The 14508-nt window shown below is 69.8% G+C and carries 15 protein-coding genes; 6 read left to right on the plus strand and 9 right to left on the minus strand.

The features are described 5' to 3' along the window. Window positions 1-792: MFS transporter (locus tag AX721_RS01610; RefSeq protein WP_231754692.1), on the plus strand; the 792-nt coding region annotated here is incomplete at its 5' end. On the opposite strand, the gene AX721_RS01615 is transcribed toward AX721_RS01610, so the two are convergent. Continuing rightward, entirely contained in the window at window positions 789-1445 is a 657-nt protein-coding gene (locus AX721_RS01615) for a hypothetical protein (protein WP_231733323.1), read from the minus strand. The genes AX721_RS01610 and AX721_RS01615 overlap by 4 nt on opposite strands. Window positions 1446-1550: 105 nt before the next feature. Between AX721_RS01615 and AX721_RS01620 the strand changes: the two genes are divergently transcribed. After that, on the plus strand, window positions 1551-1916 hold the full coding sequence (locus tag AX721_RS01620) for a response regulator (protein WP_068874180.1): 366 nt from the start codon (window positions 1551-1553) through the stop codon (window positions 1914-1916). Between the two features lie 2 nt (window positions 1917-1918). Next, window positions 1919-3283 (plus strand): PleD family two-component system response regulator, encoded by a 1365-nt coding sequence (locus AX721_RS01625; RefSeq protein WP_068874181.1) that lies wholly within the window; start codon window positions 1919-1921, stop codon window positions 3281-3283. A 3-nt stretch (window positions 3284-3286) separates the two neighbouring features. On the opposite strand, the gene AX721_RS27750 is transcribed toward AX721_RS01625, so the two are convergent. Then, window positions 3287-4003, minus strand: coding sequence for a TauD/TfdA family dioxygenase (locus AX721_RS27750; protein WP_068874182.1), 717 nt, complete (start codon window positions 4001-4003; stop codon window positions 3287-3289). Between the two features lie 270 nt (window positions 4004-4273). Between AX721_RS27750 and AX721_RS27755 the strand changes: the two genes are divergently transcribed. Then, window positions 4274-4645 (plus strand): hypothetical protein, encoded by a 372-nt coding sequence (locus AX721_RS27755; protein WP_068874183.1) that lies wholly within the window; start codon window positions 4274-4276, stop codon window positions 4643-4645. Between the two features lie 39 nt (window positions 4646-4684). Here AX721_RS27755 and rpmG read toward each other — a convergent pair whose 3' ends face one another. After that, entirely contained in the window at window positions 4685-4852 is a 168-nt protein-coding gene (gene rpmG / locus AX721_RS01640) for a 50S ribosomal protein L33 (RefSeq protein ID WP_068874184.1), read from the minus strand. A gap of 183 nt (window positions 4853-5035) precedes the next feature. Between rpmG and AX721_RS01645 the strand changes: the two genes are divergently transcribed. Further along, window positions 5036-5404, plus strand: coding sequence for a GFA family protein (locus AX721_RS01645; protein ID WP_068874185.1), 369 nt, complete (start codon window positions 5036-5038; stop codon window positions 5402-5404). Here AX721_RS01645 and AX721_RS01650 read toward each other — a convergent pair. The 3 genes from AX721_RS01650 to rnr form a co-directional block, all read right to left on the minus strand. Next, window positions 5382-5786, minus strand: a complete 405-nt coding sequence (locus tag AX721_RS01650) for an NIPSNAP family protein (RefSeq protein ID WP_068874186.1) — start codon at window positions 5784-5786, stop codon at window positions 5382-5384. The genes AX721_RS01645 and AX721_RS01650 overlap by 23 nt on opposite strands. A gap of 51 nt (window positions 5787-5837) precedes the next feature. Then, window positions 5838-6497 carry an NUDIX hydrolase gene (locus AX721_RS01655; RefSeq protein ID WP_231733324.1) on the minus strand — a complete coding sequence of 220 codons (660 nt, stop codon included), beginning with the start codon at window positions 6495-6497 and terminating at the stop codon, window positions 5838-5840. Between the two features lie 136 nt (window positions 6498-6633). Further along, on the minus strand, window positions 6634-8943 hold the full coding sequence (gene rnr / locus AX721_RS01660) for a ribonuclease R (RefSeq protein ID WP_068874188.1): 2310 nt from the start codon (window positions 8941-8943) through the stop codon (window positions 6634-6636). Window positions 8944-8987: 44 nt separating this feature from the next. Here rnr and AX721_RS01665 point away from each other — a divergent pair, with 44 nt between their 5' ends. Continuing rightward, window positions 8988-10145: an iron-containing alcohol dehydrogenase gene (locus tag AX721_RS01665; RefSeq protein WP_068874189.1), complete on the plus strand. Its 1158-nt coding sequence runs from the start codon at window positions 8988-8990 to the stop codon at window positions 10143-10145. Here the strand turns inward: AX721_RS01665 and AX721_RS01670 are convergent. From AX721_RS01670 to topA, 3 genes are read right to left on the minus strand one after another with little or no spacing between them, the layout of a single operon-like run. Next, window positions 10142-10939 (minus strand): alpha/beta fold hydrolase, encoded by a 798-nt coding sequence (locus AX721_RS01670; protein WP_068874190.1) that lies wholly within the window; start codon window positions 10937-10939, stop codon window positions 10142-10144. The two genes, AX721_RS01665 and AX721_RS01670, sit on opposite strands and share 4 nt — an antisense overlap. Window positions 10940-10954: 15 nt before the next feature. Then, window positions 10955-11707: an alpha/beta hydrolase gene (locus AX721_RS01675; RefSeq protein ID WP_068874191.1), complete on the minus strand. Its 753-nt coding sequence runs from the start codon at window positions 11705-11707 to the stop codon at window positions 10955-10957. A gap of 60 nt (window positions 11708-11767) precedes the next feature. Next, window positions 11768-14425 (minus strand): type I DNA topoisomerase, encoded by a 2658-nt coding sequence (gene topA / locus AX721_RS01680; protein ID WP_068874192.1) that lies wholly within the window; start codon window positions 14423-14425, stop codon window positions 11768-11770. Window positions 14426-14508 lie beyond the last annotated feature (83 nt).

Consider the following 14508-nt stretch of genomic DNA (forward strand, 5'->3'; position numbering starts at 1 on the left):
CCGCCGACACCAGGATCGCCACCAGCATCACGGCCGCCGCGGCGGAAGGTCTCGCTGCCGACGGTGTTCCGCGAGATGGCGGCGACGGTCGCGCACCGCTCGTTCCTGATGTTGATCGTGGCGGGGCTGTTCAACGCCATGGCCCAGGGTCTCTTCCTCTCCCTGAACATCTACCTCGGCACCTATCTTTGGCAGCTGTCGTCGGGCCAGATCGCGATCCTGGCGGCCAGCAACTTCCTCTCGGCGATCCTGGCCCTGGTTTTCGCGCCGCCGGTCTCGAAGGGCATCGGAAAGCGCGACGCCGCCCGGCTGATGAAGGCCTGTTCGCTGGCGTTCGCCACCAGCCCCATCGTCCTGCGTCTGCTGGGGGTCTTTCCCGACAATGGCGATCCGCTGCTGATGCCGCTGCTGTTCGCCGCCAGCGCCCTGGCCACGGCGACCACGATCATCACCTCGATCCTGATCTCGTCGATGATGGCCGATGTGGTCGAGGACTCGGAGCTGCGGACGGGGCGCCGGTCGGAAGGCCTGTTCTTCTCGGTGAGCGCCTTTGTCTCGAAGGTGGTGTCCGGTGTGGGGATCTTCATCTCCAGCGCGATCCTGGCGCTGATCGCGTTTCCCAACGGGGCCGGGCCGGGACAGGTGGCGCCGGAGGTGATCGAGCGCCTGGGCCTGTCGTATGTCGTGGTGCTGGCGGCGCTCTATGGCGGCGCGATCCTGGCGATCTCGCTCTATCGGATCACCAAGGCCGACCACGAGGCCACCGTCAGCAAGCTCGCGCAGAAGGCCTAGGCCCGGATCGCGGCCTCGATCGCGTCGGCTAGCTCGGCCCAGTCGTCGATGCGCGGGTGGCGGGCCGAGCTTGGCGCGAACGGCCGCAGGCGCAGGTCCGCCACGTGCTGGAAAGTGGCGGTGGCGGGCGAGTGGTCCTGGACCGAGTCCAGGTTGGGCAGCAGATCGTCCACGAAGGCCGTCCTTTGCGCCGTCTGCGCCACCAGCCCGGCGGCGATCGGGCCTTTCGGTCCGGAATTGAGGATCAAGGGATGCGGCAGGCCATGCTTGCGCAGCCACTGCGTGCGCAGCCGCTCGGCCTCGGCCGGGGCGTTGGAGAGGATCAGAATCTCGGCCGACCGCGCCAGCCGGTTGAGGGCCTCGATGCCGCCGGGCGCCGGTTCGATCTCGTGGCAGCGCGTGGCGAAGAAGGCGTCGAACAGGCGCTTGCCCTCCTCGATCGGCAGGTGTTCGGCCGCGCCCGGCCGGTAGATGTTCTGGAACAGGGCGAACCGCTCGATCCGCATTTCCAGCCCATGGCCGGCCAGGAAGTCGCCGAAGCCCTGCATGAAGAGCCCGAGCACTTCGTCCACGTCCACCAGCACCAGCGGTCGCTCGGTGGAAAGGCCCAGGGAAACGAGACTAGGTGCGACGATATGCGGTTGCTCGGCCAACGGTGTTCCAGCGCGGATAACGAAGTTTAAGGATATCCGGCCCGATAAGCTCCGGAAGGGTGGGGAGGGCCGACATGGGCCGAGCCCCCAGCAGTCGGGTCCTCAATGGCCAAGAAGGTCCTCATCGTCGAGGATAACGAGCTGAACATGAAGCTCTTTCATGATCTGCTCGAAGCCCAGGGGTACGAAACCCTCGAGACCCGTGAAGGGCTCGCGGCGCTGTCGCTCGCTCGCGAGCACCGCCCCGACCTGATTCTCATGGACATCCAGCTGCCGGAGATCTCGGGCCTCGAGGTCACCAAGTGGCTGAAGGAAGACGACGACCTAGCCCACATCCCCGTCGTCGCGGTCACCGCCTTCGCCATGAAGGGCGACGAGGAGCGGATCCGGGAGGGCGGCTGCGAGGCCTATATCTCCAAGCCGATCTCGGTCAGCCACTTCCTCGACACCATCAAGCGCCTGCTGAACTAGCCATGTCCGCGCGTATCCTGGTCGTCGACGACATCGAATCGAACGTGCGCCTGCTCGAGGCCAAGCTTTCGGCCGAGTACTACGAGGTCCTGACCGCCAGCGACGGCCCGACGGCCCTGGCCATCGCCGCCTCGGAACAGCCCGACATCATCCTGCTGGACGTGATGATGCCCGGCATGGACGGCTTCCAGGTCTGCCGCCGGCTCAAGGACGATCCCGAGACCCGCCATGTGCCGGTGGTGCTGGTGACGGCCCTCGACGGCCGCGCCGACCGCGTCGCCGGCCTGGAGGCCGGGGCCGACGACTTCCTGACCAAGCCCATCGACGACGTCATGCTGTTCGCCCGCGTGCGCAGCCTGACCCGCCTGAAGGCCGTGATCGACGAGCTCCGCGCCCGCGAGGCCTCGGGCCGCCGCATGGGCGTGATCGCCGGCGCCGCCTCGCGCCTGGGCGGCTCGGGGGGCCGGGTGCTCATCGTCGACGACAACGTCCGCCAGGCCGAGCGCGTGGCCGCCGAACTTTCCGTCGAGCACCGTCCGGTGGTGGAAAGCGAGGCCTACAAGGCGGTGCTGACCGCGCGCGGCCCGGTCGACCTCGTCATCGTCAACGCCAACGCCAAGGCCTTCGACGGCCTGCGCTTCGCCGCTCAGCTACGCTCCGACGAAGCGACGCGCAGCCTTCCGATCCTGGCCATCGCCGACTTCGACGAGCGGCAGAAGGCGGTCAAGGCGCTGGAGATCGGCGTCAACGACATCCTGGCGCGACCCATCGATCCGGGCGAGCTGGCCGCCCGCGTGCGCACCCAGATCCGGCGCAAGCGCTACACCGACTACCTGCGCTCCAATCTCGATCATTCGCTGGAGCTGGCGGTCACCGACCAACTCACCGGCCTGCACAACCGCCGCTACATGTCCGGCCAGCTCGAGGCGCTGATGCGCCGCGCGAACCAGGGTGGCGAGCCCGTGTCCCTGCTGGTCATCGATATCGACCACTTCAAGCGCGTGAACGACAGCTTCGGCCACGACGTGGGCGACGAGGTGCTGTCCGAGTTCGCGGTGCGCCTGGCCTCCAACGTCCGCGCCATCGACCTGCCGGTCCGCCACGGCGGCGAGGAGTTCGTGGTGGTGATGCCCGACACCGACCTGGAGGACGCCCGCCGCATCGCCGAGCGGATCCGCCTCCATGCCGCCGGCGCCCCGTTCCGCGTCATGGGCGGGGAAGAGCTGCTGTCGGTGACTATCTCCATCGGCGTCGCCTCCAGCTCCGGCACGGACGACACCCCCGCCGCGCTCCTCAAGCGCGCCGACGAGGCCGTCTACGAGGCCAAGTCAGCCGGCCGCAACCGCGTCATCGCCCGCGCGGCGTAGGTCTTACGGCCGAGCGTACACCCACTCGGTCAGCATCAGCCGCGGCTGCGGCAGCGCATTGGGCGTGACCGCGTGCAGGATCAACGGGTCCATCACATAGACGTCGCCCGCTCGGCCGGTCATCTCGCCGACCCGGACAGGCACGCCGCCGGCCTCGTCGGGCTGGTCCATGAAGCGGGCGCGTCGGTCTTCGCCGGTCGGACGCGAGAACAGCGCGGCGAACCACGGCTCGCGGGCCATGAGCCGTTTACGCGCCTCGCCGGACTTCAACCGCTGGTCGTCGTCGCGTGCCAGGGCCCGCAGTACGCGGTACGAACCGGCGATGTAGTCGGTCCCGCCTCCGCCGGCCGCTAGGTCCCCGAGCAGCAGGAAGACGCGCACAACGCGGGGCGGCTCGGCCGTCGCCGGGATGTCCGAGTGCCATCCCTTGTGAGGCAGGTCCCAATGGGCCGCAAAGCCGGGCAGGGTGACCAGCGGCAGGCCCCAGCGCTCGGGCGGCGTCCAGCCATCGACGCCGAGAAGTTGATCGAGCACCGCCCGCACGGTCGGGCTGGCCATGGCGGCGAGTTCATCGCCCTTGACGGCCAGCTGGGCCGGGTGCGGGACGGTCCAGGTCTCGGGCCGCTCGCGGGCGATGCCATGGCCGGTGCGCAGGCGCCGCCAGACCACCTCGGCGAGGGCGTCCACGTCCGCGGTCGGCGCCGCGCCGGGTAGGCGCACGACGCCTTCGGCCTGGTGGTCCCGAGCTGTTCGGGTGTCATGCCGTGGAAGACAGGGGCCATGGCGGGCTCCTCTAAAGAGAAACGCCCCGCGGTAAATCGGCTTCCCCGCCCGGAGGCGGATTCGCTGATTTACCGCGGGGCGTTCCCACGGCGACCCCGCAAGGCGCGGTTGGTCGCTCGCATCATCGGCCCCGCCGATCCCCACGTCAATCTTGCGCCACGGCCAAGCTCCCCGCCATGTTGCGGGAAACGTTGGGGGGAGGCGGCATTGTTGAAGCTCTCGGCCTGGCTGGCCCTCGTGTTCGGTCTGTCGCTGGCGGCGCTGGAGGCCGTCCGCAACTGGGGCGACTGGCAGTGGTGGCCGTTCTGGGTGGTGGACTATGTGGCGGCCACGCTGCTGGTCGCAGGCGGCGTCCTGGCGCTGAGGCGGGGGCGGGCCGACTGGCTGACCGCTAGCTGGGGCTTCGCCTGCGCGATGTTCTGGATGTCCTTCTTCGGCCACTACCACAAAGTGATGACCACGGCGGCGGCGAACGATCCGCGCGAGCAACGGCTGACCCTGATTATCGGGATCATGTTCGGCCTGACGGTGCTGGGCTTCGTCACCGCCATGGCCGCAACGAAAAACGCCCGGCGGTGAGGCCGGGCGTCTTCATGCGAAATCAGAGGCTTGTATGGCCTACTTGATCTTGCCTTCCTTGAACTCCACGTGCTTGCGCACGACCGGGTCGTACTTCCGCACCACCATCTTCTCGGTCTTGGTGCGGGCGTTCTTCTTGGCCACGTAGAAGTAGCCGGTGTCCGCCGTCGAGTTGAGGCGGATCTTGATGGAGGCGGGCTTCGCCATGGCTCGAATCCTAGAAGCAAGAAATGGGCGGGGCCAAACGGAGTCGCACCGCCGGCGGGTGTTCAGGAGGCGCGGAAAATACGAATCCGCGCGCGTAAGTCAACCGCTTAAGGTCGCCTGCTGACACCGCGGTGGCGGGACGGGGGCTCCAGGGTGGCTTTCCGCCACCAGGGAGTACGCCCCATGCCCATCAAAGGCCGCTGCCATTGCGGCGCGATCCAGTTCGAGGTCGCCGAAATGCCGGCGGAGCTCACCGCGTGCAACTGCTCGTTCTGCGTTCGCCGCGGCGGGCTGGTCGCCTACTACAGGCCCGACCAGTTCAAGCTCGCCACCGCGCCCAGCCGCGTCTGGACCTACCAGTGGGGCGACTACTTCGTGCAGCATCACTACTGCCCGGTGTGCGGGATGGGGACGCACTCCGAGATGCCCGGCTTCGAAAACGGCGAGCCCGACTTCGACAACCCGAGGATCGCCGTGAACGCCCGGCTGTTCGAGGACACGTTCTGGGAAACGCTGCCCGTGAAGCACGTCAACGGGCGGCAGGACTGGTGAGCGGCGGCGAATAGTCGGTCAGCCGCAGGGTCCGGTCCTCGATCGTCCCGACCAGTCGGCCGTGCCGCGCGCCGGTCACCCGCTTGATCTCCGCCCATTCCGGATCGGCCATGAAGGCGGCCCAGGCGGCCTTCATCGTCGGCTCGTCCTTCCACTCCAGCAGGTAGACGAACTCGGTCTTCCCCTCGAAGCGGGTCTCCCACATCGACAACACCTTGAAACCGTGGCGGGCCATGATCCGCGCGCCGTGGTCGCGGAACCGGTCGTGGAAGGCCTGCTTGTTGCCGTCGAAGATCTCGTAGATCCGCAGCTGCTGTACCGGCTGGGCGGCAGCGGGCCAGGCGAGCGCGGCGGCCAGGGCGGCGAGGGCGAGGGACTTCATGCGGCGCTCCCGATGCGAACCTCTGGGAGATAGGCGCCCCGGGGCGGTTGGCTAGAGGCTGGTCGGCCGCATTCCGCGGTCCTTGTACCGCAGGAACGGCTTCGGCCGGCTGGGGTCCTCCATCCGGGCCACGGCCTCCTTGATCATCAGGCGCGTGACCGTCGGCAGCGGCAGGCTCATGGCGTCGTCGAAGTCGACCCAGTCGATCTCCTCCAGTTCGCCGCAGTCCGGCTGGCGCTCCAGGCTGGTGAGCCGCTCGGCGTCGGCCATCAGGAACCAGGTGTCGAACCGCTTGCCCACAGCCGGCGGGGTGATGGCCCGGGCGACCACGTCCATGGCCTCCAGGTCCGGCAGCACGCCCTGGGCGGCGAAGGTGCTCCACGGGCCCCGGGCGCGCGCCTGGCCGGGCCGGGCCAGCAGCAGGCCCGCTTCCTCCCAGGTTTCGCGCACGGCGGCCAGGGCCAGCGCCCGGCCGCGTCCCGTGGGCAGGTAGCGGTCGAAAAGGCCGCCCACATCGGGCCGCAGGTCCGTAGCGTACGGGGCGCGGTAGTCCGCGCGGTCGATCCGGCCGCCCGGGAACACCCAGCGGTCGGGCATGAAGCTGTGGCCGCCGTGGCGCTTGCCCATCAGGACGCGCGGCTTGGCGGCGTCCCGGCGGATGATCATCACCGTGGCGGCGTTTTTCGGGCGCACGGCTCGCTGGCCGGGCACGCGCGGCGGTCCCTCGGGTTTTGATACCCCATCTTCGGATTTCGGCGGCGCGGTTGTGGTCATGAAACAACTGTATGGCCTCGCCGGTCGGCGAGGGAAGGGCGCCGTGGCGGAAGGCCGCTGGCCGGTCTGAAGGTCAGCGCCGCTTGCCGCCCATCTTCTTCTTGCGGCCGGTCCGGATGCCGGGCGGGCGGCCGCTCTTGGGCTTGCCGGGCCCGCCGCCGGGCCGGCGGTCGCCGCGGGCGCGCATGCCCAGGCGCGGGCGCGGCGCGGTCTTGTCGGGCGGCGCGGGCTCGCTCAGCATCTCGAACACCAGCCCGCCGGTGATGGGCGTGGCCTCCTCCAGCCGCACCTCCACCGTCATGCCCAGGGGCCAGCGCGCGCCGGACCGCTCGCCCACCAGGGCGTGGCTGCGGTCGTCGTGGATGAAGAACTCCCCGCCTAGCTTGGAGATCGGCACCAGGCCGTCGGCGCCCGTCTCGGCCAGCCGAACGAACAGGCCGAAGCGGGTGACGCCGGTGATCCGCCCCGTGAACTCCGCCCCGACCCGGTCGGCCAGGAAGGCGGCTACGTAGCGGTCGGTGGCGTCGCGCTCGGCTGCCATGGCCCGGCGCTCGGCGAAGGTGATGACCTCCGCCGTATCCTTCATGGTGGCGATATCGCGGTCCGACAGGCCGTCGCCGCCCAGGCCAAGGGCCGTCACCAGCGCCCGATGCACGATCAGGTCGGCGTAGCGGCGGATCGGCGAGGTGAAGTGGGCGTACTTGGCCAGGTTCAGGCCGTAGTGGCCGATGTTGTCCGTCGAATAGACCGCCTGCATCTGGGTGCGCAGGACCACCTCGTTGACGATGTCCGCGTGCGGCCCTTCGCGGGTCTCCTCCAGCAGGCGGTTGAAGCGCTCGGTGCGCGGCGCCTCGCCCTTGGTCCAGGGCAGGCCGAGCGTGGACAGGAAGTCCACCAGCGCCTGGATCTTCTCCTGGCTGGGCTGGTCGTGGATCCGGTAGATCAGCGGGGTCTTCTTCTGCTCCAGGGTCTCGGCGGCGCTGACGTTCGCCTGGATCATGAACTCTTCGATCAGCTTGTGCGCCTCCAGGCTGGGGCGCGGCGTGATCTGGGCGATCTCTCCCTCGCGGTTGATGCTGATCTTCCGCTCCAGGCTCTCGATGGCCAGGGGCGAGCGGGCGTCCCGACCCTTCTTCAGGCAGGCATAGGCGGCCCACAGGGGTTTCAGCACGGGGTCCAGCAGCGGGCCGGTCTTGTCGTCCGGCTGGCCGTCGATGGCGGCCTGGGCCTGCTCGTAAGAGAGCTTCGCCGCCGAGCGCATCAGCCCGCGGACGAACTTGTGGCTGCGCTTGCGGCCGTCCGCGCCGAAGACCATCCGCACGGCCATGGTGGCGCGGTTCTCGCCCTCGCGCAGGGAGCAAAGGCCGTTCGAGAGCCGCTCGGGCAGCATCGGCTCCACCCGATCGGGGAAATAGACGCTGTTGCCCTTGTCCCGGGCGATGCGGTCCAGTTCCGAGCCCGCCCGCACATAGGCGGCCACGTCCGCGATCGCGACCCAGCAGATCCAGCCGCCGGGGTTCTTGGGGTCGTCGTCCGGCTGGGCGTAGACCGCGTCGTCGTGGTCGCGGGCGTCCTGCGGATCGATGGTGATCAGCGGCACGTCGCGCAGATCCTCGCGGCCGCCCAGCGTCGGCGGCTGGGCGGCTTCCGCCTCGGCCTCGGCGCCCTCGGAAAAGCCGGTGGGAATGCCGTGGGCGTGGATGGCGATGATCGAATAGGCCCGCGGCTCGTCCTCGCGGCCGACCACCTCCAGCAGCTTGCCGCGTTTCGGGCCATACCGCGGGCCGTGCGGCTCCACCTGCGCCAGGACCAAGTCGCCGTCGCGCACGTCCTCGCCCTCCGGCAGGACCAGGGTGTCCTTGGACTTGCGGTCGACCGGCTCGACGCGGATCTCGCGGCGCGCCTTGCGGACCACGCCCAGGATGCGGTGCGCGCTCTGGCCCAGGCGCTTGATCGGCCGCGCCTCGGTCTCGCCGGTCTCCAGCGTGACGAACCGAACCAGCAGCCGGTCGCCCAGGCCGGGCGCGCCCCCGCGCGCATCGCCGCCGGGCGCCAGCGGCACGAGCGGCGCGTCCTCGCCGCGGGTCAGCCGCACCAGGAGGTCGCCGTCGGTGGTCCGCTCGGCCACGTCGGCGACGCCCACCTCGGGCAAGGCGCCGGCCTCTGCGAAGCCCTTGCGGCCGCGCTTGCCCAGCGCGCCCTCCGCCTCCATCGTCTGGAGCAGGCTGCGCAGCACGCGGCGGTCCTCGCCTTTCAGCCCGAAGGCGCGCGCGATCGCGGCCTTGTCGGTCTCGCCGCTCTCGCGGATGAACTTCAGCAGGGTCTCTCGGTCGGGCACGCCTTTCGCAAAGCGGGTCGACTTCGGCATCTTGGATCGGGCCATCGGTCGTGCTTAGCACCTTTGGCGGCTCAGCGGAGGAACGGAAGATGCTCGCCGGCGCGCATAGGTTCCCAGGCCAGGACCAGGTCGTCTACGGCCGTCCCGCCGCGGAGGTGGTGCGCGAACTGGCGAAAGCCTGGGGCGCCGGCCGGATCCTGCTGACCACGACCCGGTCGCTGAGAGATGGCCTGGCCGCAGTGATGGCGGCAGATCTTGGCGATCTCTGCATCGGCGTGTTCGGCGACATCGGCGCCCACTCGCCGCGAGAGGGCGTCATCCGGGGGGCCGCTGAGGCTCGGCGGACGGGCGCCGACCTTATGGTGGCCGTGGGCGGCGGCTCGGTGATCGACGCCACCAAGGTCATGCAACTCTGCCTTTGGGCGGGGCTGGAGCGTGCGGAGGAGCTCGACGCCTATCGCGCCGGGCGCGGGCCAGGCCGCGTCGAGGTCGCGAAGGTCGCCCCCGGCGTGCGGTTCATCGCCGTTCCGACGACGCTCTCCGCCGCCGAGTTCACGCCCTTCGCGGGCGTCAGCGATCCGGCTCGCCGCGTGAAGGAGGGCTACACCCACCCGTTGCTGGCGCCGCGGGCGGTGGTGCTGGATCCGGCCATGACCCTGGCCACCCCGCCGCGCCTTTGGGGCTCCACAGGCATGAAGGCGGTGGATCATGCGGTCGAACAGCTCTGCCACCCGGTGCGCGCGCCGTATGCCGACGCCCTGGCCGCCGACGGGCTCAAGCGCCTCGCGCGCGGGCTCACCGCCAGCCAGGCCGATCCTGGAGACCTCGACGCCCGGCTCGAATGCCAGTTCGGCATGTGGCTCGCCATCAGCGGGGTGGGGTCTGGACGCGGCATGGGGCCCAGCCACGCCATCGGCCACACCCTGGGCGGCAGCTATGGCGTCCCCCACGGGATCACCTCCTGTGTGATTTTGCCCGCGGTCCTGGCCTGGACCCATGACGCCGCCCTGGCGCCGCAGGCCCTGGTCAGCGACCTCCTGGGGTATCCGGGCTCGGCCGCAGACGCGGTGCGCCGGCTCGCCGATGGCCTCGACCTGCCGACCGACCTCAAGAGCGTGGGCATCCTTCGCAAGGACTTCGCGGCCATCGCCGAGCACACGATGCATGACGCCGGCGTGCGCTTCAGCCCGCGCCCCATCACCGGGCCGCAGGACATCGTCGAGATCCTGGAACTGGCGGCAGACTAGGCCTTCAGGAACGCGATCATGGCCGGGTACGCGGCGCGATCCTGCAGCATGAACAGGTGTCCTCCGTCGAAGAAGCGCAGTTCCGCCCCCGGAATCCGACCCGCCATCTTCTCCAGCGTCTCGGGCAGGGCGATGCCGTCGTAGCGGCCCCCGGCCACCAGGACGGGGCAGGCGATGTCCGGAAGCCGGTCCCAGGTGTCGTGCGCGGCCCGGGCCTCCAGTTGGCGATGCGCGCCCTCGGCCCTGCCGGGCTCGCCCGCGAACGGGTCGGCGGCGGTGAGTTGGACGAGGTTGGCGTACGCCTCGGGGTGGGCGGCGGCCCAAGCGGCGTCGCGGCGGGTGTCGCTGATCGGGATCAGGTGGCGGGCCCGGGCCTCGCCCTTCAGGTCCTCGATCTCGTGGAAGGGATACGAGGCGCCGCCTTCGCCGCCCGGCGAGGTGCAGGCCAGCACGAGGCGCCTCACCCGCGACGGATGCCGCAGCGCCAGCTCCTGGGCCACCATTCCACCAAAGGAGACGCCCAGAACCAGGGCCTCCTGCCAACCCACGTGATCCAGCAGCGCGGCGGCGTCGTCCGCATAATCGGCCATGGAATAGGGTGCGTCCGGCTTGTCCGTCCGCCCCAGGCCTCGCTGATCATAGGCCAGCAGGTCGAAGGTTCGGGACAGCGGCGAGGCGAACACGTTCGGCTGCACCCGCAGGTCGCCGCCGGTCCCCGAGATGAACAGCAGCGGCGGCCCTTCGCCGGCGCGCTGGTAGTGAAAATTCAGGCCATTGAGGGTCGCGGTGGGCATCGCCGCAGGTTGGGGTCAGACGCGCGCCGCGTCCAGGATCAGCTCGGCGACCTGCCGCGCATGGCTGACGATCGCCAGGTGCCCGGCGTCCAGTTCGATGGTCTTCGCCTTCATCCGCCCCGCCATGAACCGCTGCAGGTCCGGGTTGATCGTGCGGTCAAGTTTCGAGACCTGATAGAAGCTGGGCTTGGTTCGCCAGGCCGCCTGGGTGACCCGGGCTTGGAACAGCTGGTCCGAGATGCGGCCCTGGACGGCGAACAGCACCCGCGCCTTGGCGGGTTCAACCCCATTGGCGAAGTCGCGCATGAAGGCCACCGGGTCGGCGAACGCCCCGTAGCCGCTGGCGAAGACTACCCCGGCGCTCGCGGGCGCGGCCGGATAGGTCTTGGCGAGCGCGGTGTAGTCCTCGCCCGCGTCGGGCGCCCGGGCTGCGCAGTAGACGAGGGCGGAGACCTTCGGGTCGAGGCCCGTCTCGGTGATCACCTCGCCGCCGTACGAATGGGCGACCAGCACGGTGGGGCCGTCCTGCAGCGCCAGGATGCGGCGAGTGTAGTCGCAGTCCTCCGCCAGGGTGCGGAGTGGGTTCTGCACGGCCGTGACCTTCAGGCCTGCGTCCAGCAGACGCGGGATGACCTCCGACCAGCACGACCCGTCGGCATAGGCGCCATGGACCAGCACGACGTTGCGGGCGCGTAGAGGCGCGGCCGCGTGCGCCGCGCCGGCTGAAGCCGCGGCCGAAACACCCAGGACGAAGCTCCGGCGATCCATCACACGGCCCTCCTTGCGGTGACCGGCATGATGGGATCGAAGCGGCGCGAGCGCCAGCCGCTAGAACGGCGTCTCGTCATCGGTGATGGCCGCCGCGACGGGAGCTTTCTTCGCCGCCGGCTTCTTCGCCGCGGCCTTCTTCTTCGCTGCCGGGTTCGTCTTGGCCGTGGCCTTCGCCTCGCCGTCGACCTTGGCCTTCGCCGCGCGCGCCGGCTTCTTCGCCTTCTTGCCGCCGCCCTTGGCCTCGCGCTCGGCGATCAGGGCCACCGCCTGCTCCAGCGTCACCGACAGGGGATCGGCGCCGCGCGGGACATTGGCGTTGGTCGAGCCGTGCTTGATGTAGGGGCCATAGCGGCCGGACAGCACGCGGATCGGCTGGCCGTCTGCCGGGTGGGCGCCCAGTTCCTTCAGCGCCGCCGCCTCGGCCCCGCCTCGGCGGCCGGCCCGCTTGGTGGCGATCAGGTCGACGGCGCGGTTCACGCCCACGTCAAACACCTCGTCCGCCGTCGGCAGGTTGGCGTAGGTGCCCTCGTGCAGCACGAACGGCCCGAAACGGCCGATGCCGGCCAGGATCGGCTTGCCGTCCTCAGGGTGTTTGCCCACTTCGCGCGGCAGGCGCAGCAGGCGCAGGCCCTTCTCCAGGTCCATGTCGGGCGCCGACCAGCCCTTCGGCAGGCTGGACCGCTTAGGCTTCTCGCCTTCGCCGAGCTGGACGTAGACGCCGAAGCGGCCGGTCTTCAGGAACACGGTCTCGCCCGTCACCGGGTCGATCCCCAGCTCCCGGTCGCCCGTGGCGCCGTCCTCGCCCTCTTCGGCGACGGTGAGCGGCCGGGTGTGGCGGCATTCCGGATAGTTCGAGCAGCCCAGGAACGGCCCGTACTTGCTGCTCTTCAGGCCCATCCGGCCGGTGTTGCAGACCGGGCAGGCGCGCGGGTCACTGCCGTCCGGCTTGTCCGGGAAAAGGTGCGGGCCCAGTGTCTTGTCGAGCGCCGTCAGCACGTCGCTCATCCGCAACTCGGCGGTCTCGCCGATCTTGGCGTTGAAGTCGTTCCAGAACTCGCGGAGGAGGACCTTCCAGTCCAGGTCGCCGGCGGACACGAGGTCGAGCCGTTCTTCCAGGCCGGCCGTGAAGTCGTATTCCACGTAGCGGGCGAAGTATTCTTCCAGGAAGCCGATCAGCAGGCGGCCCTTGTCCTCGGGCACGAACCGCTGCTTCTCCATCCGCACATAGGCGCGGTCGCGCAGCACGGTCAGGATCGAGGCGTAGGTCGAGGGCCGGCCGATGCCCAACTCCTCCAGCTTCTTGACCAGGCTGGCTTCGGAATAGCGCGGCGGCGGCTCGGTGAAGTGCTGGTCGGCCTTGGCCGAGCGGACCTTGGCGTCGGCGCCCTCGGCCACCTGCGGCAGGCGGCCGCCTTCCTCGTCCTCCGGGTCGTCCTGGCCTTCTTCGTAGACGGCGAGGTAACCGGGGAAGGTCACCACCTGGCCGGTGGCGCGCAGGCCGGTCTTTCCGTCCGCGCTCTCCAGGTCGATGGTCGTCCGCTCGATCCGGGCGCTTTCCATCTGCGAGGCGATCATCCGCTTCCAGATCAGCTCGTAGAGGCGGCCAAGGTCCCCCTCCAGCCGCAGCTTGCCCGGATTGCGGGCCAGGCTGGTCGGGCGGATGGCTTCGTGGGCTTCCTGGGCGTTCTTGGCCTTGCTGGAATAGAAGCGCGGCTTCTCGGGCACGTACTCCTTGCCATAGAGGCCGCCGATCACGCCGCGGGCCTCGTCCAGCGCCTCGGGCGCGGTCTGCACGCCATCGGTCCGCATGTAGGTGATGAGACCCACGGTCTCGCCGCCGATGTCGATGCCCTCGTACAGCTTCTGCGCCGTCTGCATGGTCCGCTGGGCGTTGAAGCCCAGTTTCCGGGCGGCTTCCTGCTGCAGGCTGGAGGTCGTGAAGGGCGGGGGCGGGGACCTGCGGCCGGGCTTGCGCTCCAGGGCCGCCACCTTGAACGTCGCGGCCTTGACCGCGTCGCGGGCGGCGAAGGCGCTCGTCTCGTTGGCCAGGTCGAATTTGGTGAGGCGCTTGCCCTCGTGCTTCACGAGGCGGGCGGTGAAGGGGTCGCTGCCGGCGGAAACCTCGGCCTCGACGGTCCAGTACTCCTGGGTCTTGAAGCGCTCGATCTCGAGCTCGCGGTCGACGATGATGCGCAGGGCCACGGACTGCACCCGGCCCGCGGACTTCGCCCCCGGCAGCTTGCGCCAGAGCACGGGCGAAAGGGTGAAACCCACCAGATAGTCCAGGGCCCGGCGGGCCAGGTAGGCCTCGACCAGCTCCATGTCGAGGTCACGCGGATTGGCCATCGCCTCGGTGACGGCCGCCTTGGTGATGGCGTTGAAGACCACGCGCTGGACCGGCACGTCCTTCAGGCCGCGCTTCTTGTTCAGCACCTCCATCACGTGCCACGAGATGGCCTCGCCCTCGCGGTCGGGGTCGGTGGCCAGGAACAGGCGGTCGGCCGATTTCGCCGCGTCGGCGATCTCGGACAGGCGCTTGGCCGCCTTGCCGTCGACTTCCCACGACATGTCGAAGTCCTCGTCCGGGCGCACCGAACCGTCCTTCGCGGGCAGGTCGCGGACGTGGCCGTAGGAGGCGAGCACCTTGAAGTCGGAGCCAAGGTACTTGTTGATGGTCTTGGCCTTGGCGGGGCTCTCGACGATGACGAGCTTCATCTAGGGTGTGTCTGATCCAAAAGAGCGCGGAAGGTGGGGGTGGTCTTGCGGGCCTGTCAACGGCCCACGACCGCGCGGTCAAG

The organism is Phenylobacterium sp. CCH9-H3 (assembly GCF_001557235.1).
Taxonomy (GTDB): Bacteria; Pseudomonadota; Alphaproteobacteria; order Caulobacterales; family Caulobacteraceae; genus Phenylobacterium.

What these genes read in the sequence shown, in the direction of transcription:
- AX721_RS01650 (WP_068874186.1), bottom strand. Translation starts at nt 5,786, where the DNA reads ATGAAGTCCCTCGCCCTCGCCGCCCTGGCCGCCGCGCTCGCCTGGCCC.
- AX721_RS01645 (WP_068874185.1), top strand. Translation starts at nt 5,036, where the DNA reads ATGCCCATCAAAGGCCGCTGCCATTGCGGCGCGATCCAGTTCGAGGTC.
- rnr (WP_068874188.1), bottom strand. Translation starts at nt 8,943, where the DNA reads ATGGCCCGATCCAAGATGCCGAAGTCGACCCGCTTTGCGAAAGGCGTG.
- topA (WP_068874192.1), bottom strand. Translation starts at nt 14,425, where the DNA reads ATGAAGCTCGTCATCGTCGAGAGCCCCGCCAAGGCCAAGACCATCAAC.
- AX721_RS01665 (WP_068874189.1), top strand. Translation starts at nt 8,988, where the DNA reads ATGCTCGCCGGCGCGCATAGGTTCCCAGGCCAGGACCAGGTCGTCTAC.
- AX721_RS01670 (WP_068874190.1), bottom strand. Translation starts at nt 10,939, where the DNA reads ATGCCCACCGCGACCCTCAATGGCCTGAATTTTCACTACCAGCGCGCC.
- AX721_RS01675 (WP_068874191.1), bottom strand. Translation starts at nt 11,707, where the DNA reads ATGGATCGCCGGAGCTTCGTCCTGGGTGTTTCGGCCGCGGCTTCAGCC.
- AX721_RS01625 (WP_068874181.1), top strand. Translation starts at nt 1,919, where the DNA reads ATGTCCGCGCGTATCCTGGTCGTCGACGACATCGAATCGAACGTGCGC.
- rpmG (WP_068874184.1), bottom strand. Translation starts at nt 4,852, where the DNA reads ATGGCGAAGCCCGCCTCCATCAAGATCCGCCTCAACTCGACGGCGGAC.
- AX721_RS01620 (WP_068874180.1), top strand. Translation starts at nt 1,551, where the DNA reads ATGGCCAAGAAGGTCCTCATCGTCGAGGATAACGAGCTGAACATGAAG.